Below are 17,504 nucleotides of genomic sequence, written 5' to 3'. Positions count from 1 at the left end.
ATATTTTACCATTTTTGAAATAATTGGTCAATTTTATACAGAATATTCAGAATTTTATACTTCAAAACAAGGGCTTGGAAAAATTCCAAACCCTTGTTCATCGTTATTATGATTCAGGATCATCAAGGCTACGGCCATGCAAACCTTTTTCACGTTGTATTTGACGTAGTTTTTCAGGTGTCACATCGTTACCCTCTTCGTCAACGACTTTAATTCCTTCGATATGATGTCGAACCGAACGACGATAACCTTCAATGTATTCTTCACGAAGTTTTGCTTGTTCCACTGCTTCTTCTGGAGTCAAACCTTCTGTTTTCTTCTTTTTAGCAAGCTCATTGATACGAGCAATTTTTTTAGGATCCATTCCCTTTCACCTCTATTTTGTGTTCAATTGGTTGAAGGCTGCAACAGCATTAGCTTTAGACACAAGACCTGCAAGAAGGGCCAAACGGTTGTTTTTAACAGCCTCATCTTCTGCCATAACCATAGTATTGTCAAAGAAGGCATCGATGACTGGGCTAAGAGCGAAGAGCTGTGCCAATTTGTCACTTGCTGAACCTGTCAATTCAAGCTCTTCAATCGCTTTAGCAAGGGCTTTTTCTTGGTCGTTTTCAAAGAGACTAGCATCGACTGTCACTGAAGCATCCGCTTTTTCTGCCAAGTTGAAGGCACGAGAAAGTGACTCAACAGCTGACTTATAGCCATCAGCCTTAGCAGCTTCTGAGAGGGCGTCAGCTGCTTCAAGCATATCAGCCACGACAAAGTTTGAACCAGCAAGAACGGCTTCTTTGATATCTTTTGAAGTGCGTCCCATCATCTTGTCCACACGCGCTTTGATGAAGTTGATGACTTCTGCTTGATTGTCATATGAAAGACTATCAAATGAAAGTCCGTAAAGGCTGTCAATCAACTCATCCATAGGGATATGCCAACCAAAAGCATCCAAGATACGAACAATCCCTTGTGTTGCACGACGAAGCGCATAAGGGTCATTTGAACCTGATGGAATCAAGCCAACTGAGAAGAATGAAAGTAGGGTATCCAATTTATCTGCAAGCGCAAGGATAGCACCAACCTTAGTCTCTGGAAGAGCTCCGTCTGCTGAATCAGGAAGGTAGTGCTCACGGATAGCTGTCGCTACCGCAGCATCTTCACCAGCGAGAAGGGCGTATTTTTCACCCATGATTCCTTGCAATTCATCGAACTCTCCGACCATACCAGTCAAGAGGTCAAATTTGTAGATTTCAGCTGCACGAGCTACGGCTGCTGTTTCTTCAGCAGTCAAACCAGCTTGCTCAGCTAGTGACGCTGCAATAACACCCGCACGAGCCATGTGTTCTGAAAGAGAACCGATTTTTTCATGGAAGGTTACGTTAGCCAATTTAGCAACGAGGTCTTCAATCTTAAGTTTTTGGTCTTCACGCCAGAAGAATTCACCATCTTCAAGACGTGCCACCAATACTTTTTCATTTCCTCGGATAACATTTTCCAAGTGCTCAGCGTTACCATTACGGACTGAGATGAAGTTTGGTTTAAGTTTACCATCAAGGTCACGTACAACAAAGTAACGTTGATGTGTTTCCATTGAGGTAACCAAAACTTCTTCTGGAACGTCCAAATATTTAGTGTCAAAACTTCCCATGAAGGCAGTTGGGTATTCGACCAAGTTCAAGACTTCATTCAAAAGGCCTTCTTCGATTTGAACTTGAACACCTTGTTCTGCTTCGATAGCCTTGATTTGCTCACGAATCATATTTTCACGTTCTTTGCTATCCGCAATCACGTAAACGGTACGAAGGTCTTCTTCATAGGAATCCGCATTGGTGATTTCCACTTCGTGTCCAAGGAAACGATGTCCACGACTCACACGACCTGACTTGATGATATCCAAGAAGTCAAGGTCAAGCGCTTCGTCGCCCAAAAGAACTGTCAAGGTGTGAACTGGGCGAATGTATTCAAATGTGTTGTTAGCCCAGTGCATACTGACAGGGAAAGTCAATGAAGCAAGCACTTCTGGAACGCCAACCAAAACTTCTTTAGCAGGTTTTCCAGCTTCGTGTTTAGTAACATAAACGTACTCTTCACCCTTGACTTCACGGAATTCGATATCGTCAACAGTCAAGCCTTTCCCACGGACAAATCCTTGCGCCGCTTTTGAGAAGTTACCTTCTGCATCCAAAGCGATTTTCTTAGAAGGGCCTTTAAAATCTTCGGTCAAATCGGATTGTTGATCAGCCAAACCAATCACACGGACGGCCAAACGACGTGGTGTTGAGAAGGTTTGAATGCTTTCGTATGAGAGACGGTTGTCATCCAAGAAGGCTGCCATTTTCTCCCCGAGTTGTTTTTCACTTGGTGTGACAACGTAGGCTGGCAACTCTTCAAGTCCAAGTTCTACTAATAAGTTTTTTGTCATGTTTTTTCTCCGAAAAATATCTTTTTTTCCAGTTTGCCTTATGTGATTGGCACGCAAGCAACCGACTTCGTCGTTTCATTGCTAAAATTGGAGCCTAAGGTCTCCAATTTTGCCTGGTATCGTTAGTTTCTCTAACGATACCTTTATCACTGCGGCAACTGGTTCTTTAGGATTGCTCGATCAGCCAATCCCATCTAATACGCTCTCGTTATTCTTCCTCTTCTGCTAGGAGTTTGGCGCGTGTGGCTTCGTCAAGAAGTGGGTAACCAAGTTTCTTACGTTCTGCGACGAAGGTTTTGGCTACGACACGGGCCAAGTTACGGATGCGGGCAATGTAACCGGCACGTTCTGTAACAGAAACAGCGCCACGAGCATCTAGCAAGTTAAAAGTATGTGAACATTTCAAAACGTAGTCATAGGCAGGGTGAACAAGACCCAATTCCAAAGCACGTCCTGCTTCTTTTTCAAATTTTTCGAAGTTTTCAAGAAGCATGTCTTGGTCAGAAACTTCAAAGCTGTATTTTGAGTGTTCGTATTCTGGTTGAAGGAAGATTTCCCCGTATTTAACGCCTGGAGCCCACTCAATATCGTAAACAGAATCTACTTCTTGGATGTAAGAAGCCAAACGTTCCAAACCGTAAGTGACCTCAGAAGTTACCGGACCAGTTGCCAATCCACCAACTTGTTGGAAGTAGGTGAACTGAGTGATTTCCATACCGTCAAGCCAAACTTCCCAACCAAGACCAGCTGAACCAGTTGATGGGTTTTCCCAGTTATCTTCAACGAAACGAATATCGTGTTCCAAAGGATTGATGCCCAATTTTTCCAATGACTCAAGGTAGAGCTCTTGGATGTTTGATGGAGAAGGTTTCATAACCACTTGGAATTGGTGGTGTTGGTAAAGGCGGTTTGGGTTTTCCCCGTAACGACCATCTGCTGGACGACGAGATGGCTCTACATAAGCCGCATTCCATGGCTCAGGACCAATGGCACGAAGGAAAGTGTAAGGACTCATAGTTCCCGCACCCTTTTCATTGTCATAAGCCTGCATAAGCATACAACCCTGGTCATTCCAGTATTGTTGCAAAGTAAGGATAATTTCCTGGAAGGTTAGTTTTTTAGACATTATTTACTCCTTTAATTTATATTATCTTTTTAGGTTTATTTATCAAGCAACCAAGAAAAAGCTGGATCCTGAAAAATATGACGTTTGGGAATAGTTTGTAAATTCTGATCGCATTCATCTATTGTACCTAATTTCAAAGCACAGACTTCTGGTATATTTTCTTGAACAGTGAAAATTTGACTATGACAGTTCTGGCAGTAATAACGCTGTTTTCCTGGAGAAGAACTATACGTAACAAGCTTTTCTTTTCCATGCAATACTAGATTTTTACTGCTAACTTTAGCATTAACTGTATAGGCAGACGCAGTTGCTTTCCGACAGAATGAACAGTGGCAGAAAACTAATTCAGATAATTCCTCATCTAGAGTGTAAGTCACTGCTTTACATAAACAAGATCCTTTAAGCATTGTACTCCTTTCTACTTAGGCATTAGATGAATTCAAAAAGAACCGAATTTCAACACCCAAGCCTTGCGACTAGGGGCGTCAGAAACGCGGTTCCACCCTAATTTATTACTTCATTATATTTTACTTTACTCAACTCTTTGCTGAGAGAAAGCGCCATTTGCCTACTTTGCTCTACTTGGCTTCCACTGTCCCAAGCTCGCTAGAAAAACGCTATAAGCCCTTCTTTCTTGTCAGTATTATAGCAGAAATAGAGAAACTTGTAAAATAAAATTCTAATCCTTCTTACTAATCCCCATTTCCTGACGAACATGTGCATGGGAGTCTTCATGGAGAATATCATTATCAAGAATTGAGGCTTCTCGAAGTTGTTCGGCCTTTTTCTTGTCCCGATGGGTCAAGTCTTGATTGGGATCATAAGCTTTCTCAACGATAGACAAGAGATGATTTCGAATTTCCTTTTCCTTACGAATCTTAGCTTTTTTGCGGTAGCTAGCAACAACTAGCACTACCAACATCAGCATTCCCAGATAACCGATAATAGGATACATAACCGCTACCAGTTGACGGAAACCCATGAAGGAAATAGCAAAACCAGCAAGGGCAAATGCAGCCACAAAGAACTTGAAGCGTTTATCACTACCTGCTGAGAAGCGTTTTCCAAGAGCATAGTAGAGACTAAAGACGGTATTAAAAATCAAACCAAAAATCACCAAGGCGTAAAGTGTCGCAAAGATAGGATTCACTTCCTTAGCAATAGCCAACATAGGAACATCCGAGCTAGCAATTTTATCACTGTTAGCAAAGAGGATCAAGGTTGTGACAAAGAAAATCACACCAACCATAAATCCTCCCCAGGCTCCACTCTTTTCGGCTTCATTGATTTTGAGAATAGAGCCACCCATGACAAAGGCCATCGCGATAGCTGACATGACACAAACGGCAAAATAATTAACCACAGACAGCCAAATACTTGGGAAGGGAGATTGGATGGTTTGCGACACCTTATCCATCTCAGCAAAATCCCAGTGACGCCCTAAAACATTGGTCACGAATATCATGACAATCATAACCAAAATCATAGGGGTAAAAACTCCAATAACACCAATGATTTTTTTGAAATCTAGGAAACTCACAAAGATAGTCAGAACTGTACACAGGAAGGCACCTACCCAAATCGGAAAGCCGAACTGTTGGTTTAGGTTAGCCCCTGCCCCCGCTGTCATCACAAAGCCAAACAGGAAACAAGTGATAATCAAAGCGATATCCAAAATACGGTAAATCACAGGATGACTGATTTCTGCCAGGACTACCGAATGATCATCTGAGCGGTAATAACTTCCCAGAGCAATCATGAGTCGCCCAAAGCCAACATGCAAGATTCCTAGAACTATGACACCTATCAGTCCCCAAGCTCCAAAACTAACAAAATACTGTAAGAGGTCCTGTCCTGAAGATACCCCCGCACCAATCATTACACCGACATAGGCCAGGGCAATGCTCCAAATACGTTTTGACATATTACCTCCTGTAAAATACAAAGTATTTCTATTTTACACTACTCTGACACCTTTGTAAAAATCCATAAAAAACAGCACCTTCATAAGAAAGTGCTACTCATACTCTTATTTTTCCCAACCTTTTCGTCCATCAATATAGGTTGCTTGTAAGTCCAAGGAGTCATCTAAGACGATAAAATCAGCTGGTAGACCTGCTTTTAGGCTTCCGCAAATATTTTCAAGCCCAACCGATTTAGCTGGAACACTAGTTGCCATCTGCAGAGCTTGAGCAACCGTCACAAGTCCCCAATCAACCACATGTTTAACACCGTCTTTAAGTTGTAGGATAGATCCAGCTAGGTTACCACCTTCTTTGAGACGGGCGGTACCATTTTCGACGATGACAGGAAGTTCACCCAGCATATAGTCGCCATCAGGACGTCCTCCCGCTGACATACAGTCCGTAATAAGGGCAACTCCTTGAGGTGTCTTTTGCTTGATAAGAACCTTACAAGCTGCAGGGACCACATGATGCCCATCTGCAATCAGCTCACCAATCGTTTCTGGACTATTGAAGGCTGCACCAACCATACCAGGCTCACGGTGTGTAAAGCCACGCATTCCGTTATAGACGTGAACCCAAACGGACGCCCCAGCTTCCACTGCTGCCATGGCTTCTTCATATGTGGCATTGGAATGACCTAGAGCAATCGTTACGCCTTGCTTGGTTGCTTCTTGGATAAATTCAGCTACTCCCTCACGTTCAGGAGCAAGAGCCAATTTAATCAGTTTTCCTTGAGCTGCCTCCTGCCATTCCTTCAGTTGTTCCACACTTGGATTGCCCATGTATTTAGGATTTTGAGCTCCCTTGTAGGTTTCAGTGAAATAAGGTCCTTCAAAGAAGAGCCCTTGAATTTTAGCACCTGTCTCCTTACCAACCGTACTAGCTGTTGTTTGGCAAATAGCCTTCAACTCTTCAAATGGCGCTGTTAGGGCTGTCGGTAAGAAAGAGGTCACACCTGCTGAAAGCAAGGCCTGACTCATGCCTAGAAGACTTTCCTCAGAATTATCCATGACATCATAATCCGCAAATCCATGAATATGAGTATCTACAAGACCCGGAGCAATCTGATAATTACTGTAATCCAGTACTTCTGCACCTTCTGGTGCCTTTTCTGTCCAGTCACCGAAACGACCATCCACAACTGCTAGGTAGCCACCTTCCTTGATTTTATTTTCAAAGTAAAAACGTTTGGCTGAAATATAATAGGTCATAGGACCACCTCTCATCATTTTTCTATATTCTTAATACGCTTTCATTATATCAAAAAAGCCGAGAAATTTTCTCGACTTTCTCTATTAAATCACACCTTCTGTAACCTTTTCAACAAGGTTAATCGCATGATCTGCGATACGTGTGTAATGTGAGAGGTAATCAACATAGTTGATACCTGCTTGCGCAGTACATTCACCATTGTTAAGACGTTTGGTATGTATTTTACGCAATTGTTTTTCAAGTTTTTCCAACTCTTCATGACGAAGTATGACTTGACCTGCAAGTACCTTATCGTCATCTACAACAACACGAATACTATCAAGGGCGATACGGTGAGTACGGTTGTAAACATCCGCAAGCTCAGCCTTGGCAGTATCAGAGAATTCAATTCCCTTATTATGAATGTGTTGTGAAAGGTTTGCACTTGCAACTGCAAGGTCACCAATACGCTCCAAGTCACGAACAGAGTCAAGCACACTTGCCAACACTTCATTCTCGGAAACGCTTAGAGATTCGTTAGAGATGTCAATCAAGTAAGTTGTCAACTCTTCGTCAATACTATTAACTGCTGTTTCATACTTCTCAACCTTATCGAAGTATTTCTCATCTCCCTTAGCAAAGAAAGCATAGGAAGCTTCCAAAGACTGGATGGCGTATGATGCCAAGTGCACCAATTCTTTCTTAGCATTACCAAGGGCGATAGCTGGTGCTTGTGTGATAAGCAAACGGTCCAAGTAAAGCGCTTCGTACTTGTTAATTTCGTCCTCACCAGGAATAATCTTAGTCACAAGGTAAGCTAGAACTCCAATGAATGGGAATTGAACGATAGTATTTGCAATGTTAAAAGTACCGTGAGCAAAGGCGATAGTCATCTCAGGTGTCAAACCAAGCACAGACTTAAACCATTGAATCAAGGCTGTGAATGGTACTAAGAGAATCAAACACAAGACCGTCCCAATAACATTGAACAGGACGTGAGCCCCTGCCACACGTTTAGCCGCAATGTTCGAACCAAGAGCAGCTAGAACCGCTGTAATTGTTGTCCCAATATTATCCCCAAAGAGGATTGGAAGGGCACCTTGCAGGTCAAGCAAACCACCTGAGTAGAGACTCTGAAGAATACCGATGGTCGCTGCTGATGACTGAATCAACATAGTCAAACCAGCACCAATGATAACCCCCATGACTGGGCGATCACCCAAGGTTGCCAAGTAGTCCTTAAAGGCTGTAACTGACTTCAAAGGTTCTACCGCATCTCCCATAAGGTTAAGGGCAAAGAAAATCCCCCCAACACCAAACAAGATACGACCTAGGTTATTGAGCTTCTTATTGCTTGTGAAGAAGAGAAGCGCAGCCCCCAGGAAAATCACTGGAAGGGCATAATCTCCTAGCTTGAAACCAATCATGAAGGAAGTAACGGTTGTTCCGATGTTTGCCCCCATGACAATCCCAATAGCCTGACGAAGACTCAAAAGCCCTGCCGAAACCAGACCGACGACAATAACGGTAACCCCTGAACTCGACTGAATCAAGGCCGTCATGACAATACCAATCAAAACCCCTAAAAACGGGTTGCTGGTATACTTATCGATGTAAAAGCGCAACTTATCTCCGGCTGCTTGTTGAAGACCATCTCCCATGTACTTAATACTAAAGAGGAAAAGCCCCAAACCACCGAGGAAAGAAAACGCAATATCTTGCCAATTTACTGACACATTTTTGTCCTCATTATTTAAAAATTTTCGGTAAAACCGACCTTTCTATTGTATCTATTTATTAGGGAATAGACAAGACTTTTTCCACAAAATAATAGAAAGATCAGAAGAAAATCTGACCTTTCTAGATGTCTCATTTAATCCACTTGAACATAACGGCGAACACCACTATAGCTGATGTAAGAAATCCAACTATGACCGTCTTGAGTAACCTTCATATCAAAGTTAATCTTATCGCCTGCTTCTAAGTAAAATTCAACTGGAGCTGTATCACTAGGAGTATTTTTAACAGCTGTACGTTTGGTAAGCGTGTAGCTGCCAGATTCTGCAATACCACCATCAATTGGAAGTTGATTGTCAGTTACCGTCACGTCTTTAGGTAGCGTCACATTATCTGATTCTTTAAGGTAGACTTTTGTTCCACCAGTACTGGTTACTTGAATGGTATCTTGTTCATAGCTAGGACCAGAAATAGCTGCCTTTTTAGAGACAAAACTAATATCGCCAACAATACCAGAAGTGTCCCCTCTATCTCTTGAGAGGGTGGCATCATACTTACCTGAGCCTTCTTGATAATTATCTTTCGGGTGCACATAATTGTGAACTGTCGCTTGACCTTGGGCAGTGATATCTCCTACTAGACTAGTATTATTGAAGACCAGACGACTGCCATCACTGGACTTCCAAGTACCAGCAATACTATCAAACTGACCACGCGCTACAGCACTCACATCCATATCCACGGTGGTTACTTTCGTATCCGTTTTAGCTTGAGCTTGACTATCACTTGAGCTCTTTGGCGCTTGAGATTGACTGGCTGAAGATTGGCTCTCGTTTGATGATTTAGGTGCTTGGGACTGGCTACTTGAGGGAACTGATGAACTCTTTGAAGATGATGACTGAGCCTGACTACTACTCGAACTTGGGGCAGAAGCCTTTTGACTACTTTGCGTGCTTGAAGACTCCGTCTTTGCACCCGAAGATTCCTTGGCCTTAGCACTAGACTTGCTAGTCTTACCGCTATCTTTACTGGATGTTTTAGCCTTACTTGATGAGGTCACCTGGCTGCTCTTAGGCGTCTTATCTGCTGAACTCGATTCCTTATGGCTGGAACAGGCCGTCAGCAAAACCATTGAGGAAAGGGTAACCATGGAAAGCACGATTGCTTGGGAAAATTTGTTTTTCATAATTATTTCCTCATTTCTAGTCTATCGTAAAAAGTAAAGAAAGGACCTATGTCACAAGGCAACATCGGGTTATCTCTACTTTTAAGGGAACAATCTTTTCTACACTTTTATTATACCATTTTCTAATGTAAACGCTAACATATTAGGGTTGTAAATTCTAAAAAAGAGATGAAAATCTCTTGAATCCTTGTGATATAATGGAGACAAAAATTGAAAGTTATATCATGACAATCTATCTTCTAGCACAAGTATTCTCAGCCATCGGAGCTCTCTGTGTCGCTATTTCCTCTTTTGCAAAATCAAAACATAAAATGCTCGTCTGGCAAATTACCGACTACATTTTTACTGCTATTGCCAACCTCTTATTGGGTGGCTATACCGGTGCTTTAACCATTAGTATTTCCATCATACGTAATAGCTTGATGGTCAAAAAGACGATGACCAAGACTATCTTGACCACCCTTATCATTATTCAAATCATTGTAGGAACCTATCTCAATCAACTTGGACTTATTGGCTATCTGCCAATCATCTCTTCAGTCTCCTATAGCCTAGCGATTGCTACCACACCAAACCTTCAGTGGCTTCGCTGGGTCATTATTGAAAATATGTTACTCTGGCTCATTTACGATTTGACCATTAAGGCCTACCCCGCTGCCATCACTGATATTACCATCACACTAACCACTCTCATTGCCATCATCCGAAATCGAAAAACCTTTAGCAAACAATGATGCTAAAGGTCTTTTTCTTATAAAGCCCAAGTACGAATAGCGTGGGCTACGCCTGCCTCGTCATTAGTCAAGGTCACATACTTACACAAGTCTTTAATGTCGTCACTAGCATTACCCATGGCAACACTTTGACCGACGAATTGAAGCATTTCAAGGTCATTAGCAGCATCACCCAGAGCCATGATTTGATCTGGAGCAATTCCAAGTTTTTCCGCTAAATGCTTAAGTCCGCTGGCCTTAGTTGCCCCCTGTGGCATGATTTCAAAGATATATTCTTGGCTACGAACTGTGCTATAGCTTTGACTAAGTCTATCTTGCACTGCATTTTGGAAGGCGTCCAAAGGTTCAGAATCAGCCATATACATGGCTTGGAAAATCACTTGCCCTTCCGCAAAGATTTCTTCCAAACTTCTAGCCTTCGCTTCTGTGAAAACAGTGCTAGCATCATAAGCTACTAGCTCAGGCACCTCATCGCCCACAACATAGTAAGTCTTTTCACCAGTCAAGGTTAGAGCCACCTCTGGAAAGTCTTCGCAAGCTTGCAAGAGTTCTTCCATCTCGGAGCGAGATAAACTTTCATATTGAAGCAACTTCCAATTTTTTGTCTCATAAGTTGAACAGCCATTATTCATGATAATGTACTCTTCTTCACTCAGTCCTAATTTCTCAAAATGCGGAAGAATGCCTGAACGTGGGCGTCCTGTACAAAGGACAATTTTAATACCTGCCGCAGCTGCTTCTTGAATAGCCTTAATATTCTCTGCAGGAATCTCTTTTTGGCTATCCAAGAGTGTTCCGTCCATATCTATTGCAATGAGTTTCACTTGGTTCTGATTCATTTTACTCTCCTTCTAGCCTAATAAGTGTCATAAATGGTTAACTGGTATTGTTCAATGATGCTGTTTAATTTGTCTCCATAGGTTGTATCTGTTGCGTAGACCCCTGTTAGGGCAGCCGTCGCATCCTTATAATTCTTAGTATTGGAACGGTGCACCCCTACATAGTAGCTTCCCTCAAGGAAATCCACATAGTCCTGTAAAGAATTTTCCACAGAGCCATAAGAACGAAAAGCCGCATCAATATAGTAAGGATTACCCTTACCATCATCCTCCCAGGTCGGTAGGGTCACACTTTGACCATTGTAGTCCCCCTTAATCCCAAAGAAATTATAGGACGGCTTCTGACTCAAACTGGATTGTCCAGAGTCAGATTCCAAGATGGCCTGAGCAATCATAACAGATGCATAAAGATCGTTTCTAGCCGCCAAATAACGGGACGTCTCGCCAATCTCGGCAATAAAAGCAACTGTCCTCTCATCTGTAGATGTCATGTTCTTTTCCATAGTCAACTTTGGAAAATTTAAACTAGCCAGGAGTCCCAATAAGGCAAATAGGCCAATAAAAATCAGACTCCACTTTTGGAAAAATTTAGGAAAGAGCAAGAAAGACTTCTGTTTCTTTTTAGTTTTCTTAGGTCTAGCTTTAGACTTACCTTTCTTTTTTCCTTTTGCCAATCGGTCACCCCCTCAATCATACTAACTCCTCTAAGTATATCAAAATTCACTAAAAAAGACCCAAACCAACCGGTTTAAGCCTTCATTATATTAAATGGCGTCTCCACCACGTTCGCCTGTACGAATACGGATAACATCATCAATAGGAACAATAAAAATCTTCCCATCACCAACTTCTCCTGTCGCCACGGCGCTCCGAATGGCATCAACAACTTCGTCAACCGCCATATCCTTAACTACAATTTCAACCTTAACCTTAGCTAATAAGGTAGGAACAATGCGCTGTCCACGAACAAACTCTGCAAAGCCACGTTGATTACCATAACCTAGAACTTGACTTACAGTCATCCCCTTAGCCAAGCCACTACCAGTCAAGGCATTTTTCAAATCTTCCAATTTATCCGAACGAATAATCGCTTCTACTTTTTTCATCTGTATTCTCCTACGAATCTAAGCCCATAAAGGTTGGATAGGCTGTCTCTTTGTGTTCACAGTCATCAAGACCAATAGCTTCATCACGGTCACTAACACGCAAAGGCATATAATGAGCAATTACTTTAATAATACCATAGGTCACAAGAGCAGACCAAATAGCTGTAAAGATAATAGCTAAAATGGTCACAATAAAGAGATGGGCCTTTCCATAAATCAAGCCAATATTGGCCTTATCTAGGGCTAAATCCGGTGTCGTAAAAATCGCGGTAGCCAAACCACCAAAGATTCCTCCAACGCCGTGGCAACCAAAAGCATCCAAAGCATCATCATAGGCAAAACGTTTCTTCAAGACTGAAATAGCATAGAAACAAATCGGACTAACCATAAGACCAATTAGAATAGCACTCCAAATTGAAACAAAACCTGCTCCAGGTGTGATTGCAACCAGTCCTGCCACCAAACCGGTTGAACCACCAACCAAGGATGGATGTCCTGTGACATGTTTTTCAATTGCCAACCATGAAAACATGGCTGCAGCAGCTGAAACATGGGTGGTTACTAGCGCGTGCACTGCCAAGCCATTAGCAGCCAAGGCTGATCCTGCATTAAATCCAAACCAACCAAACCATAAGAGACCCGCTCCCAATAGAACAAAAGGAACATTATGAGGACGGTGTTCTAAAATGCCAAAATCACGGCGTTTACCAACAACGATTGCCAAAACCAAGGCTGATACCCCAGAGGTAATATGAACCACATCACCACCTGCGAAGTCAATTGTCCCCCATTTAGCAAGGAGCCCTTCGTCCCAAACCATATGTGCAAATGGATAGTAGACAAGAAGTAACCAAAAGACAACAAAGATGGCTAAAGGTGTAAAGCGCATCCTTCCTACCACTGAACCCGTCAAAATCGCCACACAGATAATCGAAAACATCATCTGAAAAGCAGCAAACAGCATATCAGGAATGGTTAGACCACGACTTGAGGCAGTTTCAGACACGCCATTTAAAAAAAGGTGACTGAAATTACCGAAGATATTCCCATGACCGCCAAAAGAAAGCGAGTAACCAGCAACAATCCACAAGAGAGAAGCTATAGCTAAGGGAAGAACAGACATCATCATGGTATTGATAACATTCTTACGACGTCCGAGCCCACCATAGAAGAAGGCCAAGGCCGGTGTCATCAAACAAACCATGGCTGAACAAATCAATATAAAGGCACTGCTACCTGTATCCATGAAACCACTCCAATTCACAAATTATTTTATGTCAGATAATATAACACAAAAACATGAGATAAACAAGCGTATTTATAGAATTTTTTGATAATTCTTTCTTTTCTGACATCTTGTGTCGCCACAAAAAAAGAGCCTCTTAAACCCCATGGAAAAGGTTATAAAGCTCTTGTCTGTTAATTTTTCGCTCTTTAGCAATGGTTTTTATAGCCTGATTAGGTTTCATGCCAGAAGCAATTAAAGCTTCAACAGCCTCTACTGGCGTAACATCTGATGTTAGATTTTCTTCCCTATCATTTTCAGAAGCTCCAGCCACAATCAGTAAACATTCTCCCTTGAGAGGATTACTAGCAATATAATCTAAAATTTCTGAAATCGACCCTCGCTGGTACTCTTCATAAAGCTTGGTTAATTCTCGAACTAGCGTTACTTGACGATTGTCATAGACCTCATGCATATTTTCAAGGGTATCCGCCACACGGTAAGGTGACTCGTAAAAAATCTGTGTCTCAGGATAAGATACTTTTTCCTTGAAGAAATCAATCTGCTGTCCCTTTTTACGAGGCAGGAAGCCATAAAAAATATGAGGTTGGGGTGCTAAACCACTAGCAATCAAGGCTGTAATACCAGCTGATGCTCCCGGTAAGGCCACCACAGGAATATCCTCAGCAATGGCGGCTTTGACCAAATCATGCCCAGGATCCGAAATGGAAGGCATACCCGCATCAGAAACCTGAGCCAAAGAAAGACCTGACTTCAAGCGCTCCAGTAAATCTGGAATTTTCTCATAGGCATTGTGCTCATGAAAAGAATACTGCTTGGTTTCAATCTCAAAATGCTTGAGCAAGAGACCCGTATTGCGCGTGTCCTCCGCACAAATAAGATCCACCTCTTTCAGAATTTGCACACTGCGAAAAGTCATATCCTGCAAATTCCCAATAGGAGTGGGAACCAGATAGAGGGTACCGTAGCTAGATTGCCCCTTAAAACTCTTTTGAACCTGCATATTTAGTCTCCGTACAACAATTCTGCACAGAAGCCACAAGCTTCATTATTATCACGACGTTGGCCATAAAAATCTGGACAAATATGGAATCCATCATCGTAAATAGCCTCGAGGTTCACCTTACCATGAGACATTTTAGTCCCTGTCTCCTCCTGAACCACTTGACTCAAGTGCTCACGCAACTTGTCATTTTCCAACTTGAGGGCCGTATTTTCATCCAGAATCCCTGAGAAGTTCGCCTTAATTGCTTCCACTTCTGCCAACATCGACATCAAATTTTGTGATAATTCCTCGAATTTATCATACAATTCACGCTTTTCCATTTAGCTGAACTTCCTCCACTCCATAAGTTAGGGGCGCACGCCCTTTTTCAAATACAACCTTAATGGTCCCTGCAATCACATCAATGGCAACAACCTGACCCATGCCATCCTTGGTTTCAATTTCATCACCCAAGTCAGGATAACTCGCCTTGCTATCTCGGTAAAAGTCATCTTCATAACTGAGACAACACATAAGTCGACCACAGACCCCATTCATCTTACCAGAATTCAAAGATAAACTCTGATTTTTAGCCATCTTAATCGATACTGGTGGGAATTCACCCAAAAAACTAGAACAACAAAGTGCCCGGCCACAAGGTCCTAAGCCACCATAGATTTTTGATTCCTCACGACTTGAAATCTGACGTAACTCAATGCGTGTCTTAAAGTAAGAAGCCAGATCTTTGAGCAACTGACGAAAATCTACCCGTTTTTCAGCTACAAAACTGATTAACACATAAGAGTTATTTAGCGGAAAGACAATATCAACCACCTTCATATCTAGCTGATTTTGAGCAATTAATTCAGCCACTACTCCCATACTCTTTTCAGCCTTCAAAAGATTTTCATCATATCTAGCAAAATCTTTCTCTCCTGCCAATCCTTCAACCCGATTCAAATCCGCAGGCAAACTAACCTCAGGAAAATCTGTGTTTTCCATGACAACCTGGGCTAGGCGCTTATCTTTTTTCTCCAAAACGACTACAAAGTCATCTTTGGCGTAATTTTTATCAGGAACAACGTATTCTACTGCTCCAGTTTCTTCAAATTTTATTCCAATGACTTCTGTCATGATAATACCATATACTCCATCGCATTTTGAAAGCTGACATTAGCTAGCCACATTTTTCGTGCCTCATAAACTAAGTCTAGCCATCGCCTTGCTTGTGGATTTTGTATATCCTTCCCCAATTGATAAGTTAAAAAAGCCCAGACCATCTCTTGTTCCGACTTTTCACTACACTGGACAGCCAGTTTTGCAACGTCCAAATACAGCAGGTCCTGATCAGATAGCAGGGACTGTGTGAAACGCTCTACTGTATTAATCAGATCAAGAATCTTATTATCTTTAGCTAAGTCTAAAGCCTGAACATCATCTTTAGCAAAGTCAGCCAACACTTTGGCTTGTGTCAGCAACAAGCCTTCCTTCTGTAACAACTCTTCCAGATAAGCCCGATTCTTTGGAAAATAAAAGAGTTGAGCTCGACTTTTAATCGTCGGTAACATACGACTATCATCAGCTGTCAAAAGAAAAATATAAATCTGACTTTGAGGCTCTTCAATAAACTTTAATAGACTATTAGCAGCATTGACGTGCATCTTATCTGCATCCCAGATGATAAAAACCTGAGCCTGCCCCTCAAAACTCGATTGACTAAACTCTCTAGTCAACTGACGAATCGTGTCCGTCTTAATAATCTGTCCTTGTGGCTCTACTAATTTAACATCAGAAAAGTCCCCCTGTGCAATCAAACGACAAGGACGACAGTGACCACAAGGCAGACCATTCTCAGGAGTCACACAAAAACGACTCTGTGCTAGCCAAATAGCCATGTCGAGACTTCCAAAATCACCCGAAAACAAATAAGCATGACTCAAACGATTTTCTCTGATAATTTGTGAAAACTCTTCAAATAGTTTGCTTTGACTTTCAGCTAACTTCATCTTGCTCCTTATAAATAGCCTTTAATTACATTCCAAGCTTGCTCTACAACATCCTCAAAATCCTGTGAGGCATCGATTAGCTTGATACGTTCTGGTTCAGCCTGTGCCAAATCCAAATACCCTTGACGTACACGCTGATGTAGGTCAAGCTTCTCTAAATCCAAGCGATTGACTTCACGTTCGCCGCTAGCTGCAATGCGGGCCAAACCGGTTTCAGAATCCACATCAAACAATAGGGTCACATCAGGTTTATACCCATCAGTCGCATAGGCATTTAACCAGGCAATCTCCTCCTGATCCAAGCCACGACCAGTCCCTTGATAGGCAACTGATGAATCAATAAAACGATCCATGATGACCATATTGCCTTCTTCAAGCTCTGGCAAGACCTTCTCAACCAGATGTTGACGGCGAGCCGCAATATAGAGTAAGAGCTCTGTCTTAGCATCCATAGCCGTATTATTTACATCCAAAATAACCTCACGGATTTGCTCTGCAATAGCTACTCCGCCTGGTTCACGTGTAGTCACGACTTGAGCTGGATAAGCTTCTCTAAGACGAGGTAAAAGTGCCTCCAAAACTGTTGTCTTTCCAGCACCATCTGGCCCTTCGATTGAGATTAATAACCCTTTTGACATGATACTTCCTTTTGATTTTTTTCATCTTCTATTTTATCAAATTTTAGCTTAAAAGAACAATCAAGGACAAAAGAAAACAGAGGTTTCTAAAAACCCCTGTTTCTATCTGAATACTTCTGACCATGCCGATTGCAGGTTTCGAACCTGTGACCTACGCGTTACGAGTGCGTTGCTCTACCAACTGAGCTAAATCGGCTGACACAGTCATTCTAGCACTATGCCCTAAAAAGTCAAGTTCTGTATAACATTTACACAAAAAGAACGGCTCTACAATTTCTGTAGTGGGTAAAACTACTGTAGAGATTATAGAGCTTTTTGAATGCAGAC

Annotated in this window: 18 protein-coding genes and 1 tRNA gene; 1 reads left to right on the top strand and 18 read right to left on the bottom strand. The window is 42.1% G+C overall.

Annotated elements, in window-relative coordinates; translation table 11 throughout:
• Positions 1-106 precede the first annotated feature (106 nt).
• From HMPREF2697_RS07645 to HMPREF2697_RS07610, 8 genes are all read right to left on the bottom strand, one after another.
• Entirely contained in the window at positions 107-364 is a 258-nt protein-coding gene (locus HMPREF2697_RS07645; RefSeq protein WP_045769030.1) for a DUF896 family protein, read from the bottom strand.
• A 12-nt stretch (positions 365-376) separates the two neighbouring features.
• Positions 377-2,416: a glycine--tRNA ligase subunit beta gene (gene glyS, locus HMPREF2697_RS07640; protein ID WP_070850221.1), complete on the bottom strand. Its 2,040-nt coding sequence runs from the start codon at positions 2,414-2,416 to the stop codon at positions 377-379.
• 208 nt (positions 2,417-2,624) lie between these two features.
• Complete coding sequence (glyQ, locus tag HMPREF2697_RS07635; protein ID WP_002886077.1) at positions 2,625-3,542, bottom strand: glycine--tRNA ligase subunit alpha; 918 nt, start codon at positions 3,540-3,542, stop codon at positions 2,625-2,627.
• A 35-nt stretch (positions 3,543-3,577) separates the two neighbouring features.
• Positions 3,578-3,949: a GFA family protein gene (locus tag HMPREF2697_RS07630; protein ID WP_002890241.1), complete on the bottom strand. Its 372-nt coding sequence runs from the start codon at positions 3,947-3,949 to the stop codon at positions 3,578-3,580.
• A gap of 272 nt (positions 3,950-4,221) precedes the next feature.
• Positions 4,222-5,466, bottom strand: a complete 1,245-nt coding sequence (locus tag HMPREF2697_RS07625) for a YkvI family membrane protein (RefSeq protein ID WP_070850218.1) — start codon at positions 5,464-5,466, stop codon at positions 4,222-4,224.
• Positions 5,467-5,571: 105 nt separating this feature from the next.
• Complete coding sequence (gene nagA, locus HMPREF2697_RS07620) at positions 5,572-6,720, bottom strand: N-acetylglucosamine-6-phosphate deacetylase (protein WP_070850271.1); 1,149 nt, start codon at positions 6,718-6,720, stop codon at positions 5,572-5,574.
• Between the two features lie 84 nt (positions 6,721-6,804).
• Entirely contained in the window at positions 6,805-8,436 is a 1,632-nt protein-coding gene (locus tag HMPREF2697_RS07615; protein ID WP_070850216.1) for a Na/Pi cotransporter family protein, read from the bottom strand.
• A 137-nt stretch (positions 8,437-8,573) separates the two neighbouring features.
• Positions 8,574-9,623: an SH3 domain-containing protein gene (locus HMPREF2697_RS07610; protein WP_070850214.1), complete on the bottom strand. Its 1,050-nt coding sequence runs from the start codon at positions 9,621-9,623 to the stop codon at positions 8,574-8,576.
• A 224-nt stretch (positions 9,624-9,847) separates the two neighbouring features.
• Here HMPREF2697_RS07610 and HMPREF2697_RS07605 point away from each other — a divergent pair, with 224 nt between their 5' ends.
• Positions 9,848-10,357: a YgjV family protein gene (locus HMPREF2697_RS07605; RefSeq protein WP_070850269.1), complete on the top strand. Its 510-nt coding sequence runs from the start codon at positions 9,848-9,850 to the stop codon at positions 10,355-10,357.
• 17 nt (positions 10,358-10,374) lie between these two features.
• Here HMPREF2697_RS07605 and HMPREF2697_RS07600 read toward each other — a convergent pair whose 3' ends face one another.
• From HMPREF2697_RS07600 to HMPREF2697_RS07555, 10 genes are all read right to left on the bottom strand, one after another.
• On the bottom strand, positions 10,375-11,196 hold the full coding sequence (locus tag HMPREF2697_RS07600; RefSeq protein ID WP_070850213.1) for a Cof-type HAD-IIB family hydrolase: 822 nt from the start codon (positions 11,194-11,196) through the stop codon (positions 10,375-10,377).
• Positions 11,197-11,213: 17 nt separating this feature from the next.
• Positions 11,214-11,870 carry a glucosaminidase domain-containing protein gene (locus HMPREF2697_RS07595; protein WP_070850211.1) on the bottom strand — a complete coding sequence of 219 codons (657 nt, stop codon included), beginning with the start codon at positions 11,868-11,870 and terminating at the stop codon, positions 11,214-11,216.
• Between the two features lie 90 nt (positions 11,871-11,960).
• Positions 11,961-12,302, bottom strand: coding sequence for a P-II family nitrogen regulator (locus HMPREF2697_RS07590; RefSeq protein WP_002886165.1), 342 nt, complete (start codon positions 12,300-12,302; stop codon positions 11,961-11,963).
• 10 nt (positions 12,303-12,312) lie between these two features.
• Positions 12,313-13,548, bottom strand: coding sequence for an ammonium transporter (locus HMPREF2697_RS07585; protein ID WP_013991001.1), 1,236 nt, complete (start codon positions 13,546-13,548; stop codon positions 12,313-12,315).
• 136 nt (positions 13,549-13,684) lie between these two features.
• Complete coding sequence (gene rsmI / locus HMPREF2697_RS07580) at positions 13,685-14,551, bottom strand: 16S rRNA (cytidine(1402)-2'-O)-methyltransferase (protein WP_070850209.1); 867 nt, start codon at positions 14,549-14,551, stop codon at positions 13,685-13,687.
• 2 nt (positions 14,552-14,553) lie between these two features.
• Positions 14,554-14,874: a DNA replication initiation control protein YabA gene (gene yabA, locus HMPREF2697_RS07575; protein ID WP_002887582.1), complete on the bottom strand. Its 321-nt coding sequence runs from the start codon at positions 14,872-14,874 to the stop codon at positions 14,554-14,556.
• Positions 14,861-15,667: a regulatory iron-sulfur-containing complex subunit RicT gene (ricT, locus tag HMPREF2697_RS07570; protein ID WP_045769038.1), complete on the bottom strand. Its 807-nt coding sequence runs from the start codon at positions 15,665-15,667 to the stop codon at positions 14,861-14,863. The genes yabA and ricT overlap by 14 nt, the downstream gene beginning before the upstream one ends.
• Complete coding sequence (locus tag HMPREF2697_RS07565; protein ID WP_070850207.1) at positions 15,664-16,539, bottom strand: DNA polymerase III subunit delta'; 876 nt, start codon at positions 16,537-16,539, stop codon at positions 15,664-15,666. The genes ricT and HMPREF2697_RS07565 overlap by 4 nt, the downstream gene beginning before the upstream one ends.
• A gap of 8 nt (positions 16,540-16,547) precedes the next feature.
• Entirely contained in the window at positions 16,548-17,177 is a 630-nt protein-coding gene (tmk, locus tag HMPREF2697_RS07560) for a dTMP kinase (RefSeq protein WP_070850205.1), read from the bottom strand.
• Between the two features lie 123 nt (positions 17,178-17,300).
• A tRNA-Thr gene (locus HMPREF2697_RS07555) sits at positions 17,301-17,373 on the bottom strand.
• Positions 17,374-17,504 lie beyond the last annotated feature (131 nt).

This window comes from Streptococcus sp. HMSC064D12 (assembly GCF_001837205.1).
GTDB classification, from domain to species: domain Bacteria; phylum Bacillota; class Bacilli; order Lactobacillales; family Streptococcaceae; genus Streptococcus; species Streptococcus salivarius_D.
The sequence above is the reverse complement of the archived record's forward strand: the minus strand, read 5'-3'. Positions and strand labels throughout refer to the sequence as shown.

Excerpts from the sequence above, each read along its gene's own strand:
- HMPREF2697_RS07645 (WP_045769030.1), bottom strand. The coding sequence starts at position 364 with ATGGATCCTAAAAAAATTGCTCGTATCAATGAGCTTGCTAAAAAGAAG.
- glyS (WP_070850221.1), bottom strand. The coding sequence starts at position 2,416 with ATGACAAAAAACTTATTAGTAGAACTTGGACTTGAAGAGTTGCCAGCC.
- glyQ (WP_002886077.1), bottom strand. The coding sequence starts at position 3,542 with ATGTCTAAAAAACTAACCTTCCAGGAAATTATCCTTACTTTGCAACAA.
- HMPREF2697_RS07630 (WP_002890241.1), bottom strand. The coding sequence starts at position 3,949 with ATGCTTAAAGGATCTTGTTTATGTAAAGCAGTGACTTACACTCTAGAT.
- HMPREF2697_RS07625 (WP_070850218.1), bottom strand. The coding sequence starts at position 5,466 with ATGTCAAAACGTATTTGGAGCATTGCCCTGGCCTATGTCGGTGTAATG.
- nagA (WP_070850271.1), bottom strand. The coding sequence starts at position 6,720 with ATGACCTATTATATTTCAGCCAAACGTTTTTACTTTGAAAATAAAATC.
- HMPREF2697_RS07610 (WP_070850214.1), bottom strand. The coding sequence starts at position 9,623 with ATGAAAAACAAATTTTCCCAAGCAATCGTGCTTTCCATGGTTACCCTT.
- HMPREF2697_RS07605 (WP_070850269.1), top strand. The coding sequence starts at position 9,848 with ATGACAATCTATCTTCTAGCACAAGTATTCTCAGCCATCGGAGCTCTC.
- HMPREF2697_RS07600 (WP_070850213.1), bottom strand. The coding sequence starts at position 11,196 with ATGAATCAGAACCAAGTGAAACTCATTGCAATAGATATGGACGGAACA.
- HMPREF2697_RS07590 (WP_002886165.1), bottom strand. The coding sequence starts at position 12,302 with ATGAAAAAAGTAGAAGCGATTATTCGTTCGGATAAATTGGAAGATTTG.
- HMPREF2697_RS07585 (WP_013991001.1), bottom strand. The coding sequence starts at position 13,548 with ATGGATACAGGTAGCAGTGCCTTTATATTGATTTGTTCAGCCATGGTT.
- rsmI (WP_070850209.1), bottom strand. The coding sequence starts at position 14,551 with ATGCAGGTTCAAAAGAGTTTTAAGGGGCAATCTAGCTACGGTACCCTC.
- yabA (WP_002887582.1), bottom strand. The coding sequence starts at position 14,874 with ATGGAAAAGCGTGAATTGTATGATAAATTCGAGGAATTATCACAAAAT.
- ricT (WP_045769038.1), bottom strand. The coding sequence starts at position 15,667 with ATGACAGAAGTCATTGGAATAAAATTTGAAGAAACTGGAGCAGTAGAA.
- HMPREF2697_RS07565 (WP_070850207.1), bottom strand. The coding sequence starts at position 16,539 with ATGAAGTTAGCTGAAAGTCAAAGCAAACTATTTGAAGAGTTTTCACAA.
- tmk (WP_070850205.1), bottom strand. The coding sequence starts at position 17,177 with ATGTCAAAAGGGTTATTAATCTCAATCGAAGGGCCAGATGGTGCTGGA.